Here is a 17876-nt window from a genome sequence, read left to right as displayed (position 1 = left end):
AATGTTCAAGAGATTCTGCTTTGACATGCAAAAGTACTTTAAGTATGCCATCTATTCTTCCAGGGCACAGTTAAAGTCGGAAGTGGCAAATTCTTATCTGAACTGGCTGTGGTGGGTATTAGACCCCCTTTGTTTTATGCTGATCTATACCTTCATCTTTGGAACTGTCTTCGATGCCAGTGAGCAGTATTTCCCATTATTTATTTTTATTGGTATTACCATGTGGGATTTCTTCAATAAGACGATGCTGCAGAGTGTGAAACTGGTTAAAAACAACAAGCCCATTGTATCAAAGGTATATCTGCCCAAGTATATTCTGATTGTTGTAAAAATGATGATCAATGGATTTAAGATGCTTATATCCATTGCTATTATTGTGGGAATGATGATTTTCTTTCAGGTACCGCTGACCTGGAATGTGCTGTTTGCCATTCCGCTGATGCTGACCTACATGCTGCTGATCTTCGGGTTTGGTACGATTCTGCTTCATTTCGGCGTATTTATCGAGGACTTATGGAATGTAACCAATATTGCCCTGCGTCTGGTATTTTATATAACCGGTATTTTTTACGACGTGTATAAAAGGCTGCCGGAGCCCTTTAATGAGATTGTCATTCGGTGCAATCCAGTGGCTTTTTGTCTTTCTTCCATGAGAAAGTGTGTGTTATACGGACAGGCGCCGGACTTAGCGATACTTTTGATATGGTTTGTAATCGGACTGATTCTGGCCGTTATCGGAGTCCGGATCGTGTATCGATATGAAAATAGTTATGTAAAGGTGATCTGATATGGAAAGTAATCATGCGATAGAAGTAAAAGATTTGGTAATCAGTTATAAAAATCTGAAAAAAATGTCTATCAAACAGAGCCTTCTGCATTTTCGGAGGAAAAAAGCGGAAAATTTCGTGGCTGTTAAGGGTGTCTCTTTTTATGTAAGAGAAGGTGAGATTTTAGGAATTATCGGTAAGAACGGAAGCGGAAAGTCTACCATGCTGAATTCTCTGGCAGGGATTTTCTCTCCGGATTCCGGAACCATTGATTTGCATGGACACAGTATTTCACTTCTTTCCATCGGTGTGGGATTTCAGAAGGAAATGACAGGAAGAGAGAATATTCTCCTTTCCGGAATGCTTCTGGGATTTTCCGAAAAGGAAATCAAAGAGAAGGAAGAGGAAATTATTCAGTTTGCAGAACTGGGGAAATTCATTGATATGCCTGTAAGGACGTATTCCAGCGGTATGCACTCCAAACTGGCGTTTTCCATTACCGCCATTCTGGAAACGGATATTATGCTGATTGACGAAGTATTAAGTGTGGGCGACGCGAAGTTTAAGAAGAAGAGCTTTAAGAAAATGAAGGATCTGATTTCGGATGAGAAGCGTACAGTGGTTATTGTGTCCCACAGTATAGATACGCTGTCGTCTTTATGCGATACGGTCATGTGGATGCATGAGGGGGAGATTAAGAAGATTGGAGAACCGAAGGAAGTTCTGGATGAATATCTGGAATTTATGAAATAAGATACACAGGTATGTGGGAAAGGAGCAAAAATGAATATTGGGTTAATTATTGCCGGAGGCGTGGGAGCACGTATGAATATGACTACTCCGAAACAGTTTGTTGCCGTAAAGGGGAAACCGATTCTGGTCTATACACTGGAGGCATTTCAGAAAAATGAATCCATTGACGCCATTGCTGTGGTCTGCCTGCGGGGGTGGGAAGACATGGTATGGAAATATGCCAGAAAGTATCATATTACCAAGCTGAAATGGATGACCCTGGGCGGAAGCACAGGTATGGAGTCCCTGCGAAACGGCATGGAACTTCTGCGGAAAAACTGCTCCATGGACGATATCATTGTGATTCATGATGCAGTAAGACCTCTTGTCAGCGATGATATTATTAATGCAAATATTGCAGGGGTAATTCAGAAAGGAAATGCGATTACCTGCGTGCCCTGTACAGAGGCGCTGTTAAAATCTGACGATGCGGAATCTTCCGAAGAGGAAGTGAACCGAGATACCATTCAGAGAACCCAGACCCCGCAGAGTCTGTATCTGTCCAAGTTTATCTGGGCTCATGAAGAGGCAAAGAAGAGAGGAATTGAGAATACGGTTGCTACCTGTACTCTTTTAATTGCCCTGGGGGAAAAGGTGTATCTGGTTCCCGGAGAAGGGACAAACTTTAAAATTACTACAAAAGAAGATATAAAATTAATGGAAGCGTACTTAACGTGTACAGAAAGGTAGAGAGAATGTTAAATCCGGTAATTCAGGAAGATGTGGAACGTATTTGTAAAGGAAACGCAGATCTGGCCGCCTTTGATAACCAGACACTGATGATTACGGGAGCCACGGGATTTGTGGGATCCTTTCTTGTTCATACGCTTTTGCAGTCTTCTTTAAAAAGAAATGGAAAGACCAAGATTATTGCAATTGTGAGAAATGAACAGAGGGCCAGAGAGATGTTTGCGCCATATGTGGAAAAGGGCATGATGGAATTTCTGGTTCAGGATGTGTGTCAGCCGGTTCGTTATGAGGGGCCGGTGGATTATGTGATTCACTGCGCCAGCAATGCAGCGCCTAAGGAGTATGGAACGGATCCGGTGGGAACCATGAAAACCAATTTCCTGGGAACCAATCATCTCCTGGAGCTTGGCAGGGAAAAGAAGATTAAGAAATTTTTATATGTGTCAACCATTGAAGTATACGGAACCACTTATAATGTTCCCAGAATCGGAGAGCATGATTTCGGTATCATCGATTCCACGAAGGTGCGTTCCTGCTATCCCATCAGTAAAAAGGCCTGTGAGACTCTGTGTATTTCTTACAGCGAGCAGTATCAGGTGCCGGTGGTGATTGGAAGACTCAGCTACATCTACGGGCCGGGAATGAAGCCCAACGATTCTAAAGTAGTGGCGCAGTTTACCAGGGACGTAGCGGCAGGCAGAGACATTGTAATGAAAAGCAAGGGAGAACAGCTTCGGTCTTATACGTATATTGCAGACGCTGTTTCCGGCCTGCTGACGGTACTGGCAAAGGGCGCGGACCAGGAAGCTTATAATGTGGCTTCCCCTGACAGCATTACCACAATCTGCGGTATGGCGCAGACCTTAGTAGAACTGTTTCCTGAGAAGGGAGCGAAAGTTCTTTTTGATTTACCTACAGAGACGGAAGCAAAACGGTTTTCTTTGATTCAGGATGCGGTGTTAAATCCGGAAAAACTGGAGACTTTGGGGTGGAAAGCAGAAATCTCTCTGAAAGAAGGACTTGCCAGAGTGGTAGAGAGCCTTTCTGAAAAGTAATACGAAAGATTGAAGAGGAAAGGAAAACGAGAGGACATGAATGAATTTGTATATGATACATTGATTGTACCCGTTACCAGAATAGAGAAATTAAACCTTTCTCCCTCCCCGTTCGAACAGCCTTATAAAAAATACGTTCTTATCTGCCAGGAACATGGAATTGTGCCGTATCTGGCAGGCAGTCTGCGGCATTTATACCGGAAATTTCCGGAGGTGGAGATTGAGATTGTAAGGGAAAACGCTGAGGCAGACACCGCTTTTTGCCAGGAGCTCCAGAAGACGGTAGGCGCTGTCACCGTATGGGATTCTATGGAAGAATACAAAAAACAGGAGAAAGGAACGGATCCGGTCCTGTACTACTATTTTGCGAACCTGAGAGATCCCAAATATCTGGAGAAAGAGGAACGGGATAAAAAGACGAAACATATGATAGAATGTCTGGATTTCTTCGCAGAGAAGGAAGGAAACCAGTTCGTTCTTGCAGACTGTATTCCTACCCTGGAGAAACTGCCGGATACCTGCAATGCAGTGGCAGAAAGAGAATATGAAGTGGTCTATGCGGCGAAGCCCCAGAACAGCCTGGAAAAATACGTGCTTTATCTGGAAGATATTCTCAGGGAATACCTTCAGAAGGGACGTCAGGTAAAAGCAGTACGTCTTACCAATGTATTCGGACCCGGGTTCTGGGAAGACGACGATCTGTTTGTATATTCTTATATTAAAGATGCTGTGGATCACCATAAAGTGGTACTGAGACCGGATAAAATCAATTCCTATTATTCAGCCGCCTATATTCCCGATGCAGTCACTGCGCTTATTTTAATCGGACACCTGGGAAGAGTGGGAAATATTTATCATGTAAGCAGCAATACCCTTACCGAGTACCAGGCGGCCAATCTGATTTATTCCAATGTGGAACAGGAAGCACAGCTGTCCATTGAAGAAGGAAAGAAGAAACCGGCCAGTTACCATGTATTAAATGCGAAGAAGAGCCTTCTGCTGTATTATTCTAAGAAGCTGAACGGCTCGCTTATCACTTCCATGGAAAAGGCATTAAAGATGACGCTTCTCTCTTATCAGGGAGTGGAAGGTTATGTGGAGACGAATCCTTTTAATGTCTATTATGGAAGAATCAACCGAATCCGGGAAATCGAACTGGATATTCTAAATGATGTGGATAAGATCTGTAAGGAACATAATATTAAGTATTTTCTGGCGGGCGGCTCCATGCTGGGAGCTATCCGGCATAAAGGATTTATCCCCTGGGATGATGATTTGGATATTGCCATGCTGCCGGAGGATTATGAAAAGTTCCTGAAAGTATGCCCGGATCATTTAAGTACGGAATTCGGCTACCAGAACTGGAGTACGGAGAAAACCAGTCATTACATTCATGACAAGATCCGTATTAAGAATACGTATTTTTCCACCAAGTATTCCAATCAGTATCAGATGTATAACGGGGTTTATATGGATGTTTTTGTGTATTACAAGACGTCTAATTCTCCCAGAATGCAGAACCTGCATTTATATCTGATTAATGCATGGCGCAGGATTATCGGCCTGCGTTGGGCGGGATACGCCAGAAAGAATATTCATTACTATAAATCCAAGATGGTACTGCCGATTATGAAGCGGATACCGTTTGACTGGTTCCATAAACGTTATATGGGACTGCTGAAACTTTATGAAAAGAGGAAAAACAGTAAGTACAGAATTGACGCCATGGGCTTTAATCTGCGGAAAGTGGGGGCTTTCCCGGACGAGTGGTTTCATGATCTGACAGAGGGGGAATTTGAAGGTAAGAAATATCCGATACCGGTTCATTACGACGATTACCTGCGTCACTGGTACGGAGATCATTATATGGAATTGCTTCCTGTATCTCAGAGAACTTCCGTTCACGATGTGATCCGGATTGACCTGGGAGAATATCTGACAAAAGACAGTGTGGGAAAGGGATTCCATCAGGCAGATTTACGAGGCGAACTGTTTGAGGCATAAGTAAGAGGGTTAAGTATTATTTATTATGAAGGGATATAAGACACTCACAAGGGTAATTACAGGGATTTTGCTTTTTGTTATTGTGCTGTCGTCTCCCGTGGAGGCGGTGGCGGCCATCAAAGAGGCAACGGTATTTCGAGATGCAGAGTGGAATTATGTTGCGGAGACAACGTTAAAAGGAGGGGACGGCTGGCTGCAGTCGATGTGCGCCACCGAAGATTATATCGTTTGTCTTGAGAACGCATCATCTGAAACCGATGATCCGGACACTTTAGTTGCTTTTTACCGGAATCCTTACGATGAGAACGGCAATCCGGTAGAACAATACAGTGTGGCAAAATATGTAACAGAGACGGATTACGAACACGGGAATGGAATGACGTACAATCCGGTCACCGACGAGATTGCCATTGTGGGCGCAACGCCGCTGCATGAAGAGAACCGGGGCGTTGTTTACCTGGTTGACCCACACACCCTGCAGCTAAAAAGGAAAGTGAAAGTATCCAATATGAGAATTTCTGCCATTGGATATTCGGCAGATTTAAATCAGTATGTGCTTTTGCTGGGAAAAGGATCCCGATACTTTTTTGCTACGGCGGATTCGGAATTGAACCTGACAGATACCATTTTCGAAGCGACTGACGAGGATGGTTCCACTTTTCAGGATCTCTGTGTTTCCGGAGACTATATTATAATTCTTCCGGTGAAGACGTCGGATCCCATACTTCAGGTATATTCTCTGTCGGAACAGAGGCTGCTGGGTACCTATGATTTATATATTCCAGTGGATGAATCGTATGTGGAACCGGAGTCTATCAGCGAACTGGGGCCGGGACAGATTATCGTGGCCAATGCCCTGATGGATCCGTCGCGGATAGCTTTTTATATTACGAACGTGGAACCGGCCTTTAAGGTAACCACAGATGTGGAGAATGGAACGGTAACCAGTTCTCAGAAGAAACTGGATCAGGGATCTTCCTTTACGGTTTCCTATAAGCCGGATACGGACTACGAACTGAACAGCCTGCTTGTGGATGGGGAAGAAAAGGATATAAAAGTATATCCAAGCGGTTATACCTTTGATAATATCCAGGAAGATCATACGCTGAAGGCAGTTTTTACAGAGATTCCCAAGTTTATGATTACTACCAGTGTGGAAAACGGTACCATCCATCCATCTTCGGAGGTACGAAGGGATAAGGATCTGACGATTTCTTACTGGCCGGATCAGCATTATGAAATTGATACGCTGACCATTGACGGAGAGCTGGTAAGTACAAAAGGCCATGAGGAAAGTTATACCTTTGCCGACGTCCAGGAAGAACATTCCATTTCTGTAAGCTTTAAGAAGATTCCACACTTTACGGTATCTACCGAGGTGGTAAACGGTACTATTACGGATACGGATAATGAGGTCTACCGTGACACTTACTATACGGTAGCATACCGACCGAAACGGGAAGATTATGAAATTGCCCATATTTACATTGACGGCAAAGAAGTGGACGATTTGAACATCGGAACCAACGGTAATAAGTATACCTTTGAAAATATTCAGAAGGGCCATTCTATAAAGGTGGTTTATCAGTGGAAATATCTGCCGGCGATTATTCTGGGATATGCATGGGCTGTGATGTGGCTGATGATTCTGGTCAGCATCCAGAGAACCCGGAATAAGAAGAAAATCGCAAGGAAGCGGGAGCGGCAGGAGGAATAGAAGATAAGCAGAAGACGGTATCAGAGATTTGTTTTACAAAAATCCGGAGAAGTCTTCTGCTTTTTTAGAATGAAGGATGTGAGATTATGGACTATGCAATTCTAAGTAACCAAAATGGTTTTACCGTGTTTCGCTATATGGACTATGTAATTAGATTTAAGGCTCCCTATTCGTTAGAAAAGTACACTGCAGTAAAAGAATGGGATGATGGATATCTTGTGGTTATGGCAAAGTATAGACATAATAGTGAAAGTGAAGAAGAATATATTGATTTGGTTCCTATATTAGAAAATTTGTATATTTTGCCAGAAGAATTTTTAAAACCAATTAAGGAGGTAAGAATTGAAAATGCTTGATATTATTAAAGTTGCAGATGAGGCTGATTTGATAGTAAACGGATATGCATTTACTAAATGTGTAAATGGATACAAGGTGTTAAATCTGAATAGACCTACCTGTGCAGCAGTATTATCTACAGAAGGTGAAGTTCTGGAAACAACAATGGATGATATTGAAATTCAAATTGTAAAAGATTATTTCAGAAATAATAAGAAGTTTATGGAGGATTGATAATGCCCAAATATTACGAATTTAAAGTTGCCGGCTATTATCTGTACTTTACCTCGTTTTGTACGGTTGAATGTATGCATGTTCATGCCAGCGATAAGAAATTAACAGAAGCGGGCTCCGGCAAATTCTTTGTAAAAGATAATGGAGATACCATCCTTCAGAATAAGGGACGTCTTAATGAGAGAGAAATCGCAAAGATACAGGCATTTATTAAGAACAATTATAAAGAAATGTATAAACGATGGTCAGAGTATAGTGAGCATGGATTTTACGGTTCACCAAACTAAAACAGATAAAAAGCAAAGATAAGGTTCTTTGATGAAAGAGGCGTAATTGCTTTGAAAAGACTTGACTCCATGTAGTTTGTATGATACAATATGCAGGCGACATGGAAGTAGGTCTTTTTTTTATGCCTGAAAACAGTTTGCGTGAGACTGAAGGAGGGCAATTAGACTGTGCAAATGAATAACAGTGGAGGTGGAAGTTGTGCGCACAAGAATCACATTGGCATGTACAGAGTGTAAACAGCGTAACTACAATATGACCAAGGACAAAAAGAACCATTCGGAAAGAATGGAAACCAAGAAATATTGTAAGTTCTGCAAGACACATACAATGCACAAAGAAACGAAGTAATCACAGAGTGTGAGGTTAAGCTATGCAAGGAAACGAGAAAGCTGCTGGCAAAGGCCAGAAAAAGAGTTGGTTTCAGGGGCTTCAGGCAGAGTATAAAAAGATTATCTGGACAGACCGGAACACCTTAGTGAAACAGACAGTTGCAGTTGTTGTGATAACTGTAATCATGAGCCTGCTCATCAGCCTGTTTGACAGCGGAATTCTGGCAGCTCTGAATCTCTTATTGAAATAAGGACGAAAGGTGATTGTATGTCAGAGGCAAAATGGTATGTTGTGCATACCTATTCCGGGTATGAGAACAAGGTAAAGGCCAACATTGAAAAAACCATTGAGAACAGGCATCTGGAGGATCAGATACTGGAAGTACGGGTTCCCATGCAGGATGTTGTGGAAATGAAAAACGGTACACAGAAGGTTGTCCAGAAGAAACTGTTCCCAGGATATGTGCTGCTTAACATGGTAATGAATGACGATACCTGGTACGTGGTAAGAAATACCAGAGGCGTTACCGGATTTGTCGGACCGGGATCCAAACCGGTTCCCCTTACAGAAGAAGAGATGCTTCCTCTGGGGATTCAGAAAGAAAGTGTACAGGTGGATCTGGAAGAGGGAGATTCTGTTATTGTAACAGGAGGCGCCTGGAAAGACACTGCCGGAATTGTACAGAGCATCAACGTTCAGAAACAGACTGCAACGATTAACGTTGAGTTATTCGGCCGCGAGACGCCGGTAGAAATAAGTTTCGCTGAAATCAAGAAAATGTAAGACAATCGTGGGAGGGATATACCCCCGCCAATACCACATAGGAGGTGCCGAAAATGGCAAAGAAAGTAGAAGGATATATTAAATTACAGATTCCTGCTGGAAAGGCAACACCAGCTCCGCCAGTTGGTCCTGCTCTTGGACAGCATGGTGTAAACATCGTACAGTTTACAAAGGAATTCAACGCAAGAACAGCCGATCAGGGAGATCTGATTATCCCTGTAGTAATCACTGTTTATGCTGACAGAAGTTTCAGCTTCATAACCAAGACCCCGCCGGCAGCAGTTCTGCTTAAGAAGGCCTGCAACATCAAATCCGGTTCAGGCGTTCCGAATAAGACAAAGGTTGCGAAGGTGACAAAAGCTCAGATCCAGGAAATCGCTGAATTAAAGATGAAAGACTTAAATGCAGCTACTCTGGAAGCAGCAATGAGCATGATTGCTGGTACAGCAAGAAGCATGGGTATCACAGTAGAAGATTAATAAATAGAAGTGGGAGGGATATTCCCGCAATTACCACAGGAGGTTATAGAATATGAAACGAGGAAAGAAATACGTGGAAGCTGCGAAAGCAGTAGACCGTACAACATTATATGAAACCGCTGATGCAATCAGCTTAGTAAAGAAAACAGCAGTTGCTAAATTCGATGAGACAATCGAAGCTCATATCCGTACAGGATGCGACGGACGTCATGCAGATCAGCAGATCCGTGGCGCTGTTGTACTGCCTCACGGAACCGGAAAACAGGTTCGCGTTCTTGTATTTGCAAAAGACGCTAAGGCAGAAGAAGCAAAGGCAGCAGGTGCTGAATTCGTCGGTGCAGAAGAGCTGATTCCGAAGATCCAGAACGAAGGATGGTTAGATTTCGACGTAGTTGTTGCTACACCGGACATGATGGGCGTTGTAGGACGTCTGGGACGTGTACTGGGACCGAAAGGTTTAATGCCGAACCCGAAAGCCGGAACCGTTACCATGGATGTAACAAAAGCGGTTAATGAAATCAAAGCCGGTAAAATTGAGTACCGTCTTGACAAAACAAACATTATTCACGTGCCAATCGGAAAAGCTTCTTTCACAGAGGAGCAGTTAGCGGACAACTTCCAGACGCTGATGGATGCTATTTTAAAGGCAAAACCAAGTACGCTGAAAGGTCAGTATTTAAAGAGTGTGACCATCGCTCCGACAATGGGACCTGGTGTTAAAATTAATCCGTTAAAATTAGCATAAATATATTTTATCGTAAAACCAGAGGACATCCCATTCCCATAATTTACTATGTGACTGAGATGTCCTTTTTCTATTATTTTGAAGAGGGAATAGAAAAAATATGAATGAGGAAAAGAAACCAGTGAACGGTTTGATGGGTTTCCTGGCCCGTACGAAGATTTACGACAGTTCCATACAGATGGAAGGACGAAGAAACTGCTACATTGACAATGCCCGTTTCCTGATGATTACTCTGGTTGTAATTACTCATTTTACGCAGACAACCGGAGTATTTACCGGATTATGGAAATATGTATATTTTTTCCACATGCCGGCCTTTCTTTTTCTGAGCGGATATTTTGCAAAACCTCAGAGAAATGCAAAGAAATGTATGGGAATCCTGATGCTCTATTGCATCAGCCAGGTGCTCTTCATTTTTGTAGAGCGGGTATTTTTAGGAACAGACTGTAAAATTTCTTTGTTCTATCCTAAGTTTGGACTATGGTATTTAGTAGCCATCTTCTTTTACCTTTTGCTTTTGCCTCTGATGGATCTGATAAAGCCCTGGATTTTATTTGCGGGCTTATATGCCCTGGGTCTGATCATGGGAATTGATCGAAGTGTAGGAGAGTTTATGTCTTTATCCAGAATTTTTGTATTTGCTCCTTTTTATATGATGGGATATTATGCAAATAAAACGAAGGTTCTGGAAAGACTATCACAGAAGATGTGGCTGCAGAATGTCTGCCGGGCTGTGGCAGTCCTTGCCTTAATTGCAGTTGTTTATCTGCAGGATGGAATCCGGGGGCAGGTGCTGACATCGAAACGGTCTTATGACGCAATGAATTTAACAAACCCGGAAGGACTTTTACACAGAGCGGGCTTTTATATTATAGGAACGCTTCTGGTCTGGGTCATTTTGCTGGCTGTTCCCAGAGGAAAAGCCTTTTTCACCAGAGTGGGAACAAACTGTGTTACGATCTACCTGATACACATATTATTAGTAGACATCTTAATTAACACAGGCGCTTTTCCTGTAATACAGAGCTATGTGACAAAATGGGGACTGATTGTACTGGCCGTTCTTCTGGTATTTGTATTGTCTCCGGACTTTCTGGCGAAGCCCCTGAACCGCCTGATGAAAGGGGAATATCCGTGGCTGTATAAAAAGGAAACGGAGCAATAAGAATATTGACAATTTCTGTTATATTCGATATAATACAGGGCATTGTGAAGGAATATGCCTTCTTGTAATAGGATGTGAAGGGAGTAAGGTATAATGGAAGAAAAGAAAAACTTACTGACATACGCGGGTTTGAAAAAACTGGAAGAAGAACTTCATGATTTGAAGGTTGTTAAGAGAAAAGAAGTGGCCGAAAAGATTAAAGAGGCCAGAGAACAGGGAGACTTATCTGAGAATGCAGAGTACGATGCAGCTAAAGATGAGCAAAGAGACATTGAAGCCCGTATTGAAGAAATCGAAAAAATCCTGAAAAATGCAGAAGTCGTTGTAGAAGACGAAGTGGATTTAAAGAAAATCAATGTGGGATGTAAAGTGAAAGTTCACGACTTTGAATACGATGAGGATATTGAGTTTAAAATTGTAGGTTCTACAGAAGCAAACAGTCTGGAAGGCAAGATTTCCAATGAATCTCCGGTGGGAAAAGCCCTGATCGGCGCAGAAAAGGGAGATATTGTAAAAGTGGAAATGCCGTCCGGCATTATGGAATACAAAGTACTGAAAATTCAGAGAAACGTATAAAAATATAACGTAAGGAGGCAATCGCATTGGCACAGCAGAATCAGCAGCCGAAGCAGCAGGATGTAAATCAGCTTTTAAAGGTTCGCCGTGAAAAACTTGCAGAACTGCAGGCAAACGGCAGGAATCCCTTTGAAATTATGAAATATGAGGTATCTCACCACAGTGAGGAAATTAAAGAGAAATTCCAGGATCTGGAAGGGAAAACCGTAACGGTTGCAGGAAGAGTGATGTCCAAACGTGTTATGGGAAAGGCTTCCTTTTGTCATGTTCAGGATTTACAGGGACAGATCCAGTCTTATGTGGCCAGGGACTGCCTGGGAGAAGAAGCCTATAAAGACTTTAAGAAACTGGATATAGGCGATATTGTGGGAATTAGAGGAGAAGTTTTCCGTACGAAAATGGGAGAAATCTCTATTCATGCGGAAGAAGTGACTCTTCTTTCCAAGAGCCTTCAGATTCTTCCGGAGAAGTATCACGGACTGACCAATACGGATCTTCGCTACCGTCAGAGATATGTGGATTTGATTATGAATCCGGAAGTAAAGGATACGTTTATTAAACGTTCTAAAATTATCAGCAGCATCCGCAGATTCCTGGATGGCCAGGGATTCATGGAAGTGGAAACTCCTATGCTGGTATCCAATGCCGGCGGAGCGGCTGCCCGTCCCTTTGAAACACATTTCAACGCGTTAAACGAAGATTTGAAACTGCGCATTTCTCTGGAACTTTATCTGAAACGTCTGATCGTAGGCGGTATGGAAAAGGTCTATGAGATTGGCCGTGTATTCCGTAATGAAGGTCTGGATACCAGACACAATCCGGAATTTACCCTGATGGAACTGTATCAGGCCTATACGGATTACAACGGGATGATGGACTTAACGGAAAATCTGTATCGTTACGTGGCTCAGGAAGTTTTAGGAACCACGAAATTTGAATATAATGGAATTGAGATGGATCTGGGCAAACCCTTTGAGCGGATTACCATGGTAGATGCCGTTAAGAAGTACTCCGGCGTAGACTTTAATGAAATTCATACTCTGGAAGAAGCCCGCGCTGCAGCCAGAGAACATCATGTGGAATTTGAAGAGCGTCATAAGAAAGGCGACATTCTGAATCTGTTCTTTGAGGAGTTTGCAGAAGAACATATGGTTCAGCCTACCTTTGTTATGGATCATCCGGTGGAAATCTCACCTCTTACCAAGAGAAAACCGGACAATCCCGATTATGTGGAACGTTTTGAGTTCTTTATGAACGGCTGGGAGATGGCAAATGCCTACTCCGAGTTAAACGACCCCATTGATCAGAGAGAACGTTTCAAAGCCCAGGAAGAGCAGTTCGCCCAGGGTGATGAAGAAGCAAACCATACTGACGAAGATTTCCTGAATGCTCTGGAAATCGGTATGCCTCCAACCGGCGGTATCGGATACGGTATTGACCGGATGTGTATGCTATTTACCAACTCTGCGGCAATCCGTGACGTGCTGCTGTTCCCCACAATGAAGAGCATTGACGGGGATAAGAGCGGGGCAAAGGCAACATTTACCGCTTCTGCAAAAGACGCAGAACCGACTGTGAAGGTGGACTTTTCCAAGGTAAAAGTTGAGCCGCTCTTTGAGGAGATGGTTGATTTTGATACCTTCAGTAAGTCAGATTTTCGTGCAGTGAAGGTAAAAGCATGTGAGGCAGTTCCGAAGAGTAAAAAACTTCTGAAATTCGTTCTGGATGACGGAACCGATACAGACCGGGTGATCTTAAGCGGAATTCATGAGTATTATGAGCCGGAAGAACTGGTTGGAAAGACCTGTATCGCTATCGTAAACCTGCCGCCCAGAAAGATGATGGGAATTGATTCCTGCGGTATGCTGATTTCAGCAGTCCATGAGGAAGACGGACGGGAAGGATTAAATCTTCTGATGGTAGATGACAGGATTCCGGCTGGTGCGAAGTTATATTAAAACTATAGGGACATTTCTCTAAAAGAAATTTTAGAGAGGTGTCCTTTTTGTGAAGAAATAGGTTGAATGCGGAAAGCGAATAAGGAAGTGGTTCAAGTGGAGAATAAGTTGGTAAACAGCGGAAATAATAGCCTTATGGATAATTTTGAGAAAACCAATGACATACTTAAGGATATGTGTTCTATTATTGAGTCCTCCCAGAAAGCAGCGCATCAGGCAGTCAACACAGCGCTTGTGCAAAGGAACTGGCTGATTGGTTACCGCATTGCGGAGGAAGAATTACAAGGCGAGAACAGAGCTGAGTATGGCGCTGAAATAATCAAAAGATTAGCAAAAGAACTTACTGCTGAATACGGGAAAGGCTTCACAAAATCAAACTTGTATAATTTCTATTCTTTTTTTAAGATATATCCTGAGATTTTCCAGACAGCGTCTGGAAAATCAGCACGATTGCTGTCATGGTCGCATTATGCCGTATTGCTGCAAGTTAAGGACAGTCAGGCCCGTGCCTGGTATGAGAAAGAAGCATTTGAGCAGACTTGGAGTGTCCGTACATTACAGAGAAATGTTTCGTCTCAGTATTATTACCGTATGCTTCAGACGCAAAAGAAAGAACTGGTAGAGCGTGAAATGCAGGATGTAACATCCCAATATCAGAATGATAAGCTGGAGTTTATTAAAAATCCTATTATCACAGAGTTTTTGGGATTGTCCTCAAATACCGATTTTACGGAAAGCGACCTTGAGAAAAGTATCCTTTCTAATTTGCAGAAATTTTTGATGGAACTTGGAAAGGGATATGCCTTTGTGGCAAGGCAACAGCATATACAAACGGAAAAGCAGGATTATTATATCGACCTTGTGTTTTATAACTATATCCTCAAATGCTTTGTGCTGATTGATTTGAAAACAGAAAAGATTACACATCAGGATGTGGGGCAGATGGATATGTATATCCGTATGTATGATGAGCTCAAACGCAGTGAAGGTGATAATCCAACTATAGGTATCGTCCTTTGCTCAGATACCGATGAGGATATTGCAAGATATTCCGTGCTAAACGGGAATGAGCAGTTGTTTGCTTCAAAGTATAAATTATACCTGCCGACAGAAGAAGAACTGAGGGCAGAAATCGAAACACAAAAAGCAATCTTTTATTTACAGCAGGAAAAGAAAAATATAAATGAACAAAACCAATAGCCTTTTTCTCGATTTGTCCGGTTATTTGGCAAATGAAAGCTGCCGTCGTATAGGAAAACCTGTACGGCGGTTTTTCTGTGCAAAGGTACGTGAATATAATTTAACTTAAAAACTTGATTTTTAACATTGTAAAAGTTAAAATGGAATAAATTAAGTTAAAAGGAAAGTGGTAAAATATGCGTGAAAGTGTATTTGGCATTCCCATAAGATATGAGACATGGGATAAGCAAGATTCTCTGCCGCTGTATATTGCAGGAAGTTACGACTTCTGTATTGCCTATATTGCCGAGAAGCGTTGCCTTATTGTAAAACCAGTGGAAGAACTGGTTACGCTTCCTGCGTTAAAAAAGCAGATAGCGAAAATTCAGGAAGTGGATAACGTTCCTGTCGTCCTTGAACTTAGAACTGTATCCGCTTATCGGAAAAGAAGTCTGATAGAGAACCTTATCCCGTTCATCACAGAGAAGCAGGTTTTTCTTCCTTTTATCGGGACAATGCTGACAGGTGAGAAAGAACCAGAAAAGAAAGCAGAGAAATTTGTTTTTTCTACGCAGCAGTTGTTTTTGTTTTATTTGTACAGCAGGAAAAAAAGGCTGTATATTTCCGAAGCATCCAAAATGCTCCCGTTTACTGCAATGACAATGACAAGAGCTGTGCGGCAGTTAGAAAACACTGATTTGTTCTTCGTGGCAAAAGAAGGTGTAAATAAAGTCATCAAGTCAAAATATAGAAGGGCAGAGTTATTCCAAAAAGCAAAGCAGTATCTATCAACGCCGGTTCGTAAGGCAGGATATATGGACAAATCGCAGGTTACTTCCGATATGGTATATGCGGGAGAAACTGCGCTTGCTGAGAAAACCATGTTAAATCCAGGAAAAGTTATCACATATGCAGTGAGTGATAGAAATTTTGATAAAAAACTGTTGAGTGATGAGCTGGTTGACCCGGCAAAGCAGGTCAGGCTTGAACTTTGGGCATATGACCCGAAGATATTTTCTAAGGACAGTATCGTTGATAATCTTTCTCTAGCATTGTCTTTCCAAGATAACCCTGATGAAAGAATTGAGGAAGCGGTAGAAGAACTGGTGGAAGGAGAATTACAAGAGAATGGTTAAGGGAATTTTGTCTGCGATTTTGTTAAATGAAGCGTACTATGAGTTGTTGAAGAACGGACAGATAATAGTTGAAGGTGTTCCGGTACTGAATCCGACTTGCCTGATACCATTTAAGGCAAAAGCGTGGCTGGATTTAAAGGAGCGTAAAGCAAGTGGCCAGCAGGTGGACAGCAAAAATATCAAAAAGCATAAAAATGATGTATTTCGGCTTGCGCAGTTGATTCTACCTGAGACAAGGCAAGGCCTATGTGCGGAAATAGCGGGAGATATGAGAAAATTTTTGTCGGAAATGGAGAACGAGGATATAGACTTAAAGTCCATCGGCGTAAGGGGTGCGGATAAAAAGAGAATCCTTACTATTCTGTATCAGTGCTATGGCCTGGCGAAATAATATAAAAGGTAATCACGGGAAGTTGATTTTGTTGAAATAGCTGCGGCTTTTCGGATCGAATAAGATTTGACGAATAATAAGTGCGGATATGTTATAATATAAATATAGAAAGTAACTAAGAACAGGGAGCGTGCAAACGTTCCCTGTTTATTTGAGCAAATGGTTAGGAGGAAGGACAGACATGCAGAAAAAGGAAGCAGTAATCAAAGTAACCCGGATAGAAGATTTCAAACGTTATCTCTATGAAAGAGAGAACGCAGGCGCAACGATTCAAAAATATGTGACAGATATTCATACCTTCTTTCGCTATCTGGGAGAAGACAGGACGGTAGATAAGCAAAGGATTATGGCATATAAGGAATGGCTGCAAAAGGAGTATTCCATTAACAGCGCCAATTCTATGATTGCGGCCCTGAACCAGTTTCTGGATTTTCTGGATCTGGGTTCTTTAAAGGTGAAAAGGATTAAAATGCAGACAAATCTGTTCCTGCAGGACGAAAAAGAGCTGACACAGGACGAGTACCGGAGACTTTTAAAGGCGGCAGAGGAGAATGGAAAAGAACAACTGGCTTTATGTATGGAAACCATCGCCTCTACGGGGATACGGATTAGTGAGCTTGGATTTTTTACAGTGGAAAATGTGAGTAAAAAGTATATTCCAATTACAAATAAGGGAAAGTATAGAAGAATTTTCATGCCGGGAGTATTACAGGAGAAATTATTACAGTTTGCCCGGGAACAGGGAATCCAAAGCGGTCCTATCTTTATTACAAGAAATGGACACCCCAAAAGCCGAAGCAACATCTGGAGGGAAATGAAAGCCCTGAAGGAAAAAACAGGAATCGAAGGAAGCAAGATTTTCCCTCATAATCTGCGCCATCTTTTTGCCAGAAATTATTATGAAGTGACAAAGGACATAGCCGGGCTGAGCGATCTTCTGGGACATGGAAGTCTAAATGTAACAAGAATCTATACTTCAAATACGGGTAAAATTTATCAGAAACAATTAGATTTGATGAATTGTGTGAAAATGAATACATAATATCAGTTATGTTGTAAATATTGATGAAAAACACACTTTTTCTTGAATATCTCATGTAACTATTATGTTACACCCTTCTAATAAAGGATGTCAATATGCCGTTCTTTACATTTTGGAGTTTTTTAGGCCAATTTTGATTCAAAATGTCTCTCATTTCAAAAATAAATAGAATTTCCCGGATTTTATTGAATACATAACTGATATTATGT

General features: G+C 42.0%; 21 protein-coding genes. All 21 read left to right on the top strand.

Annotation, left to right across the window (positions count from 1 at the left end):
• Nucleotide 1: 1 nt before the first annotated feature.
• Nucleotides 2–787 (top strand): ABC transporter permease, encoded by a 786-nt coding sequence (locus B5F53_RS16315; RefSeq protein WP_087225607.1) that lies wholly within the window; start codon nucleotides 2–4, stop codon nucleotides 785–787.
• Nucleotide 788: 1 nt separating this feature from the next.
• Nucleotides 789–1520, top strand: a complete 732-nt coding sequence (locus tag B5F53_RS16310) for an ABC transporter ATP-binding protein (RefSeq protein WP_087225604.1) — start codon at nucleotides 789–791, stop codon at nucleotides 1518–1520.
• 30 nt (nucleotides 1521–1550) lie between these two features.
• Nucleotides 1551–2249 (top strand): IspD/TarI family cytidylyltransferase, encoded by a 699-nt coding sequence (locus B5F53_RS16305; protein WP_087225601.1) that lies wholly within the window; start codon nucleotides 1551–1553, stop codon nucleotides 2247–2249.
• Nucleotides 2234–3304: an NAD-dependent epimerase/dehydratase family protein gene (locus tag B5F53_RS16300; RefSeq protein WP_087225598.1), complete on the top strand. Its 1071-nt coding sequence runs from the start codon at nucleotides 2234–2236 to the stop codon at nucleotides 3302–3304. The genes B5F53_RS16305 and B5F53_RS16300 overlap by 16 nt, the downstream gene beginning before the upstream one ends.
• Nucleotides 3305–3340: 36 nt before the next feature.
• A complete protein-coding gene (locus B5F53_RS16295) occupies nucleotides 3341–5308 on the top strand; it encodes a LicD family protein (protein ID WP_087225595.1) in 1968 nt (655 codons plus the stop codon).
• 25 nt (nucleotides 5309–5333) lie between these two features.
• Nucleotides 5334–7025: an InlB B-repeat-containing protein gene (locus B5F53_RS16290; RefSeq protein ID WP_087225592.1), complete on the top strand. Its 1692-nt coding sequence runs from the start codon at nucleotides 5334–5336 to the stop codon at nucleotides 7023–7025.
• A gap of 86 nt (nucleotides 7026–7111) precedes the next feature.
• Nucleotides 7112–7381, top strand: coding sequence for a DUF7724 family protein (locus B5F53_RS16285; RefSeq protein ID WP_087225589.1), 270 nt, complete (start codon nucleotides 7112–7114; stop codon nucleotides 7379–7381).
• On the top strand, nucleotides 7374–7595 hold the full coding sequence (locus tag B5F53_RS16280; protein ID WP_087225586.1) for a DUF7723 family protein: 222 nt from the start codon (nucleotides 7374–7376) through the stop codon (nucleotides 7593–7595). Before B5F53_RS16285 ends, B5F53_RS16280 begins: the two co-directional genes overlap by 8 nt.
• Nucleotides 7596–7597: 2 nt before the next feature.
• On the top strand, nucleotides 7598–7882 hold the full coding sequence (locus B5F53_RS16275) for a DUF4160 domain-containing protein (protein ID WP_087225583.1): 285 nt from the start codon (nucleotides 7598–7600) through the stop codon (nucleotides 7880–7882).
• A 199-nt stretch (nucleotides 7883–8081) separates the two neighbouring features.
• Nucleotides 8082–8231 (top strand): 50S ribosomal protein L33, encoded by a 150-nt coding sequence (rpmG, locus tag B5F53_RS16270; RefSeq protein WP_140398263.1) that lies wholly within the window; start codon nucleotides 8082–8084, stop codon nucleotides 8229–8231.
• Nucleotides 8232–8253: 22 nt separating this feature from the next.
• Complete coding sequence (gene secE / locus B5F53_RS16265) at nucleotides 8254–8463, top strand: preprotein translocase subunit SecE (RefSeq protein WP_087225580.1); 210 nt, start codon at nucleotides 8254–8256, stop codon at nucleotides 8461–8463.
• A 17-nt stretch (nucleotides 8464–8480) separates the two neighbouring features.
• Nucleotides 8481–8996 (top strand): transcription termination/antitermination protein NusG, encoded by a 516-nt coding sequence (gene nusG / locus B5F53_RS16260; protein ID WP_087225577.1) that lies wholly within the window; start codon nucleotides 8481–8483, stop codon nucleotides 8994–8996.
• A gap of 53 nt (nucleotides 8997–9049) precedes the next feature.
• Nucleotides 9050–9475 carry a 50S ribosomal protein L11 gene (rplK, locus tag B5F53_RS16255; protein ID WP_087225574.1) on the top strand — a complete coding sequence of 142 codons (426 nt, stop codon included), beginning with the start codon at nucleotides 9050–9052 and terminating at the stop codon, nucleotides 9473–9475.
• A 52-nt stretch (nucleotides 9476–9527) separates the two neighbouring features.
• On the top strand, nucleotides 9528–10220 hold the full coding sequence (rplA, locus tag B5F53_RS16250) for a 50S ribosomal protein L1 (protein ID WP_087225571.1): 693 nt from the start codon (nucleotides 9528–9530) through the stop codon (nucleotides 10218–10220).
• A 100-nt stretch (nucleotides 10221–10320) separates the two neighbouring features.
• The gene (locus B5F53_RS16245) at nucleotides 10321–11385 is read left to right on the top strand and encodes an acyltransferase family protein (RefSeq protein ID WP_087225568.1); all 1065 of its coding nucleotides are present in this window, start codon (nucleotides 10321–10323) and stop codon (nucleotides 11383–11385) included.
• Between the two features lie 93 nt (nucleotides 11386–11478).
• Complete coding sequence (gene greA, locus B5F53_RS16240) at nucleotides 11479–11961, top strand: transcription elongation factor GreA (protein ID WP_087225565.1); 483 nt, start codon at nucleotides 11479–11481, stop codon at nucleotides 11959–11961.
• 26 nt (nucleotides 11962–11987) lie between these two features.
• Complete coding sequence (lysS, locus tag B5F53_RS16235; RefSeq protein ID WP_087225562.1) at nucleotides 11988–13919, top strand: lysine--tRNA ligase; 1932 nt, start codon at nucleotides 11988–11990, stop codon at nucleotides 13917–13919.
• A gap of 96 nt (nucleotides 13920–14015) precedes the next feature.
• A complete protein-coding gene (locus tag B5F53_RS16230; protein ID WP_330396228.1) occupies nucleotides 14016–15119 on the top strand; it encodes a PDDEXK nuclease domain-containing protein in 1104 nt (367 codons plus the stop codon).
• A 314-nt stretch (nucleotides 15120–15433) separates the two neighbouring features.
• Nucleotides 15434–16234, top strand: coding sequence for a MarR family transcriptional regulator (locus B5F53_RS16225; RefSeq protein WP_242970355.1), 801 nt, complete (start codon nucleotides 15434–15436; stop codon nucleotides 16232–16234).
• Nucleotides 16227–16625, top strand: coding sequence for a hypothetical protein (locus B5F53_RS16220; RefSeq protein ID WP_242970354.1), 399 nt, complete (start codon nucleotides 16227–16229; stop codon nucleotides 16623–16625). Before B5F53_RS16225 ends, B5F53_RS16220 begins: the two co-directional genes overlap by 8 nt.
• A 181-nt stretch (nucleotides 16626–16806) precedes the next feature.
• Nucleotides 16807–17667, top strand: a complete 861-nt coding sequence (locus B5F53_RS16215; RefSeq protein ID WP_087225556.1) for a tyrosine-type recombinase/integrase — start codon at nucleotides 16807–16809, stop codon at nucleotides 17665–17667.
• Nucleotides 17668–17876: the final 209 nt, after the last annotated feature.

This window comes from Blautia sp. An249, from assembly GCF_002159835.1.
Taxonomy (GTDB): domain Bacteria; phylum Bacillota; class Clostridia; order Lachnospirales; family Lachnospiraceae; genus Blautia_A; species Blautia_A avistercoris.
The sequence above is the reverse complement of the archived record's forward strand: the minus strand, read 5'-3'. Positions and strand labels throughout refer to the sequence as shown.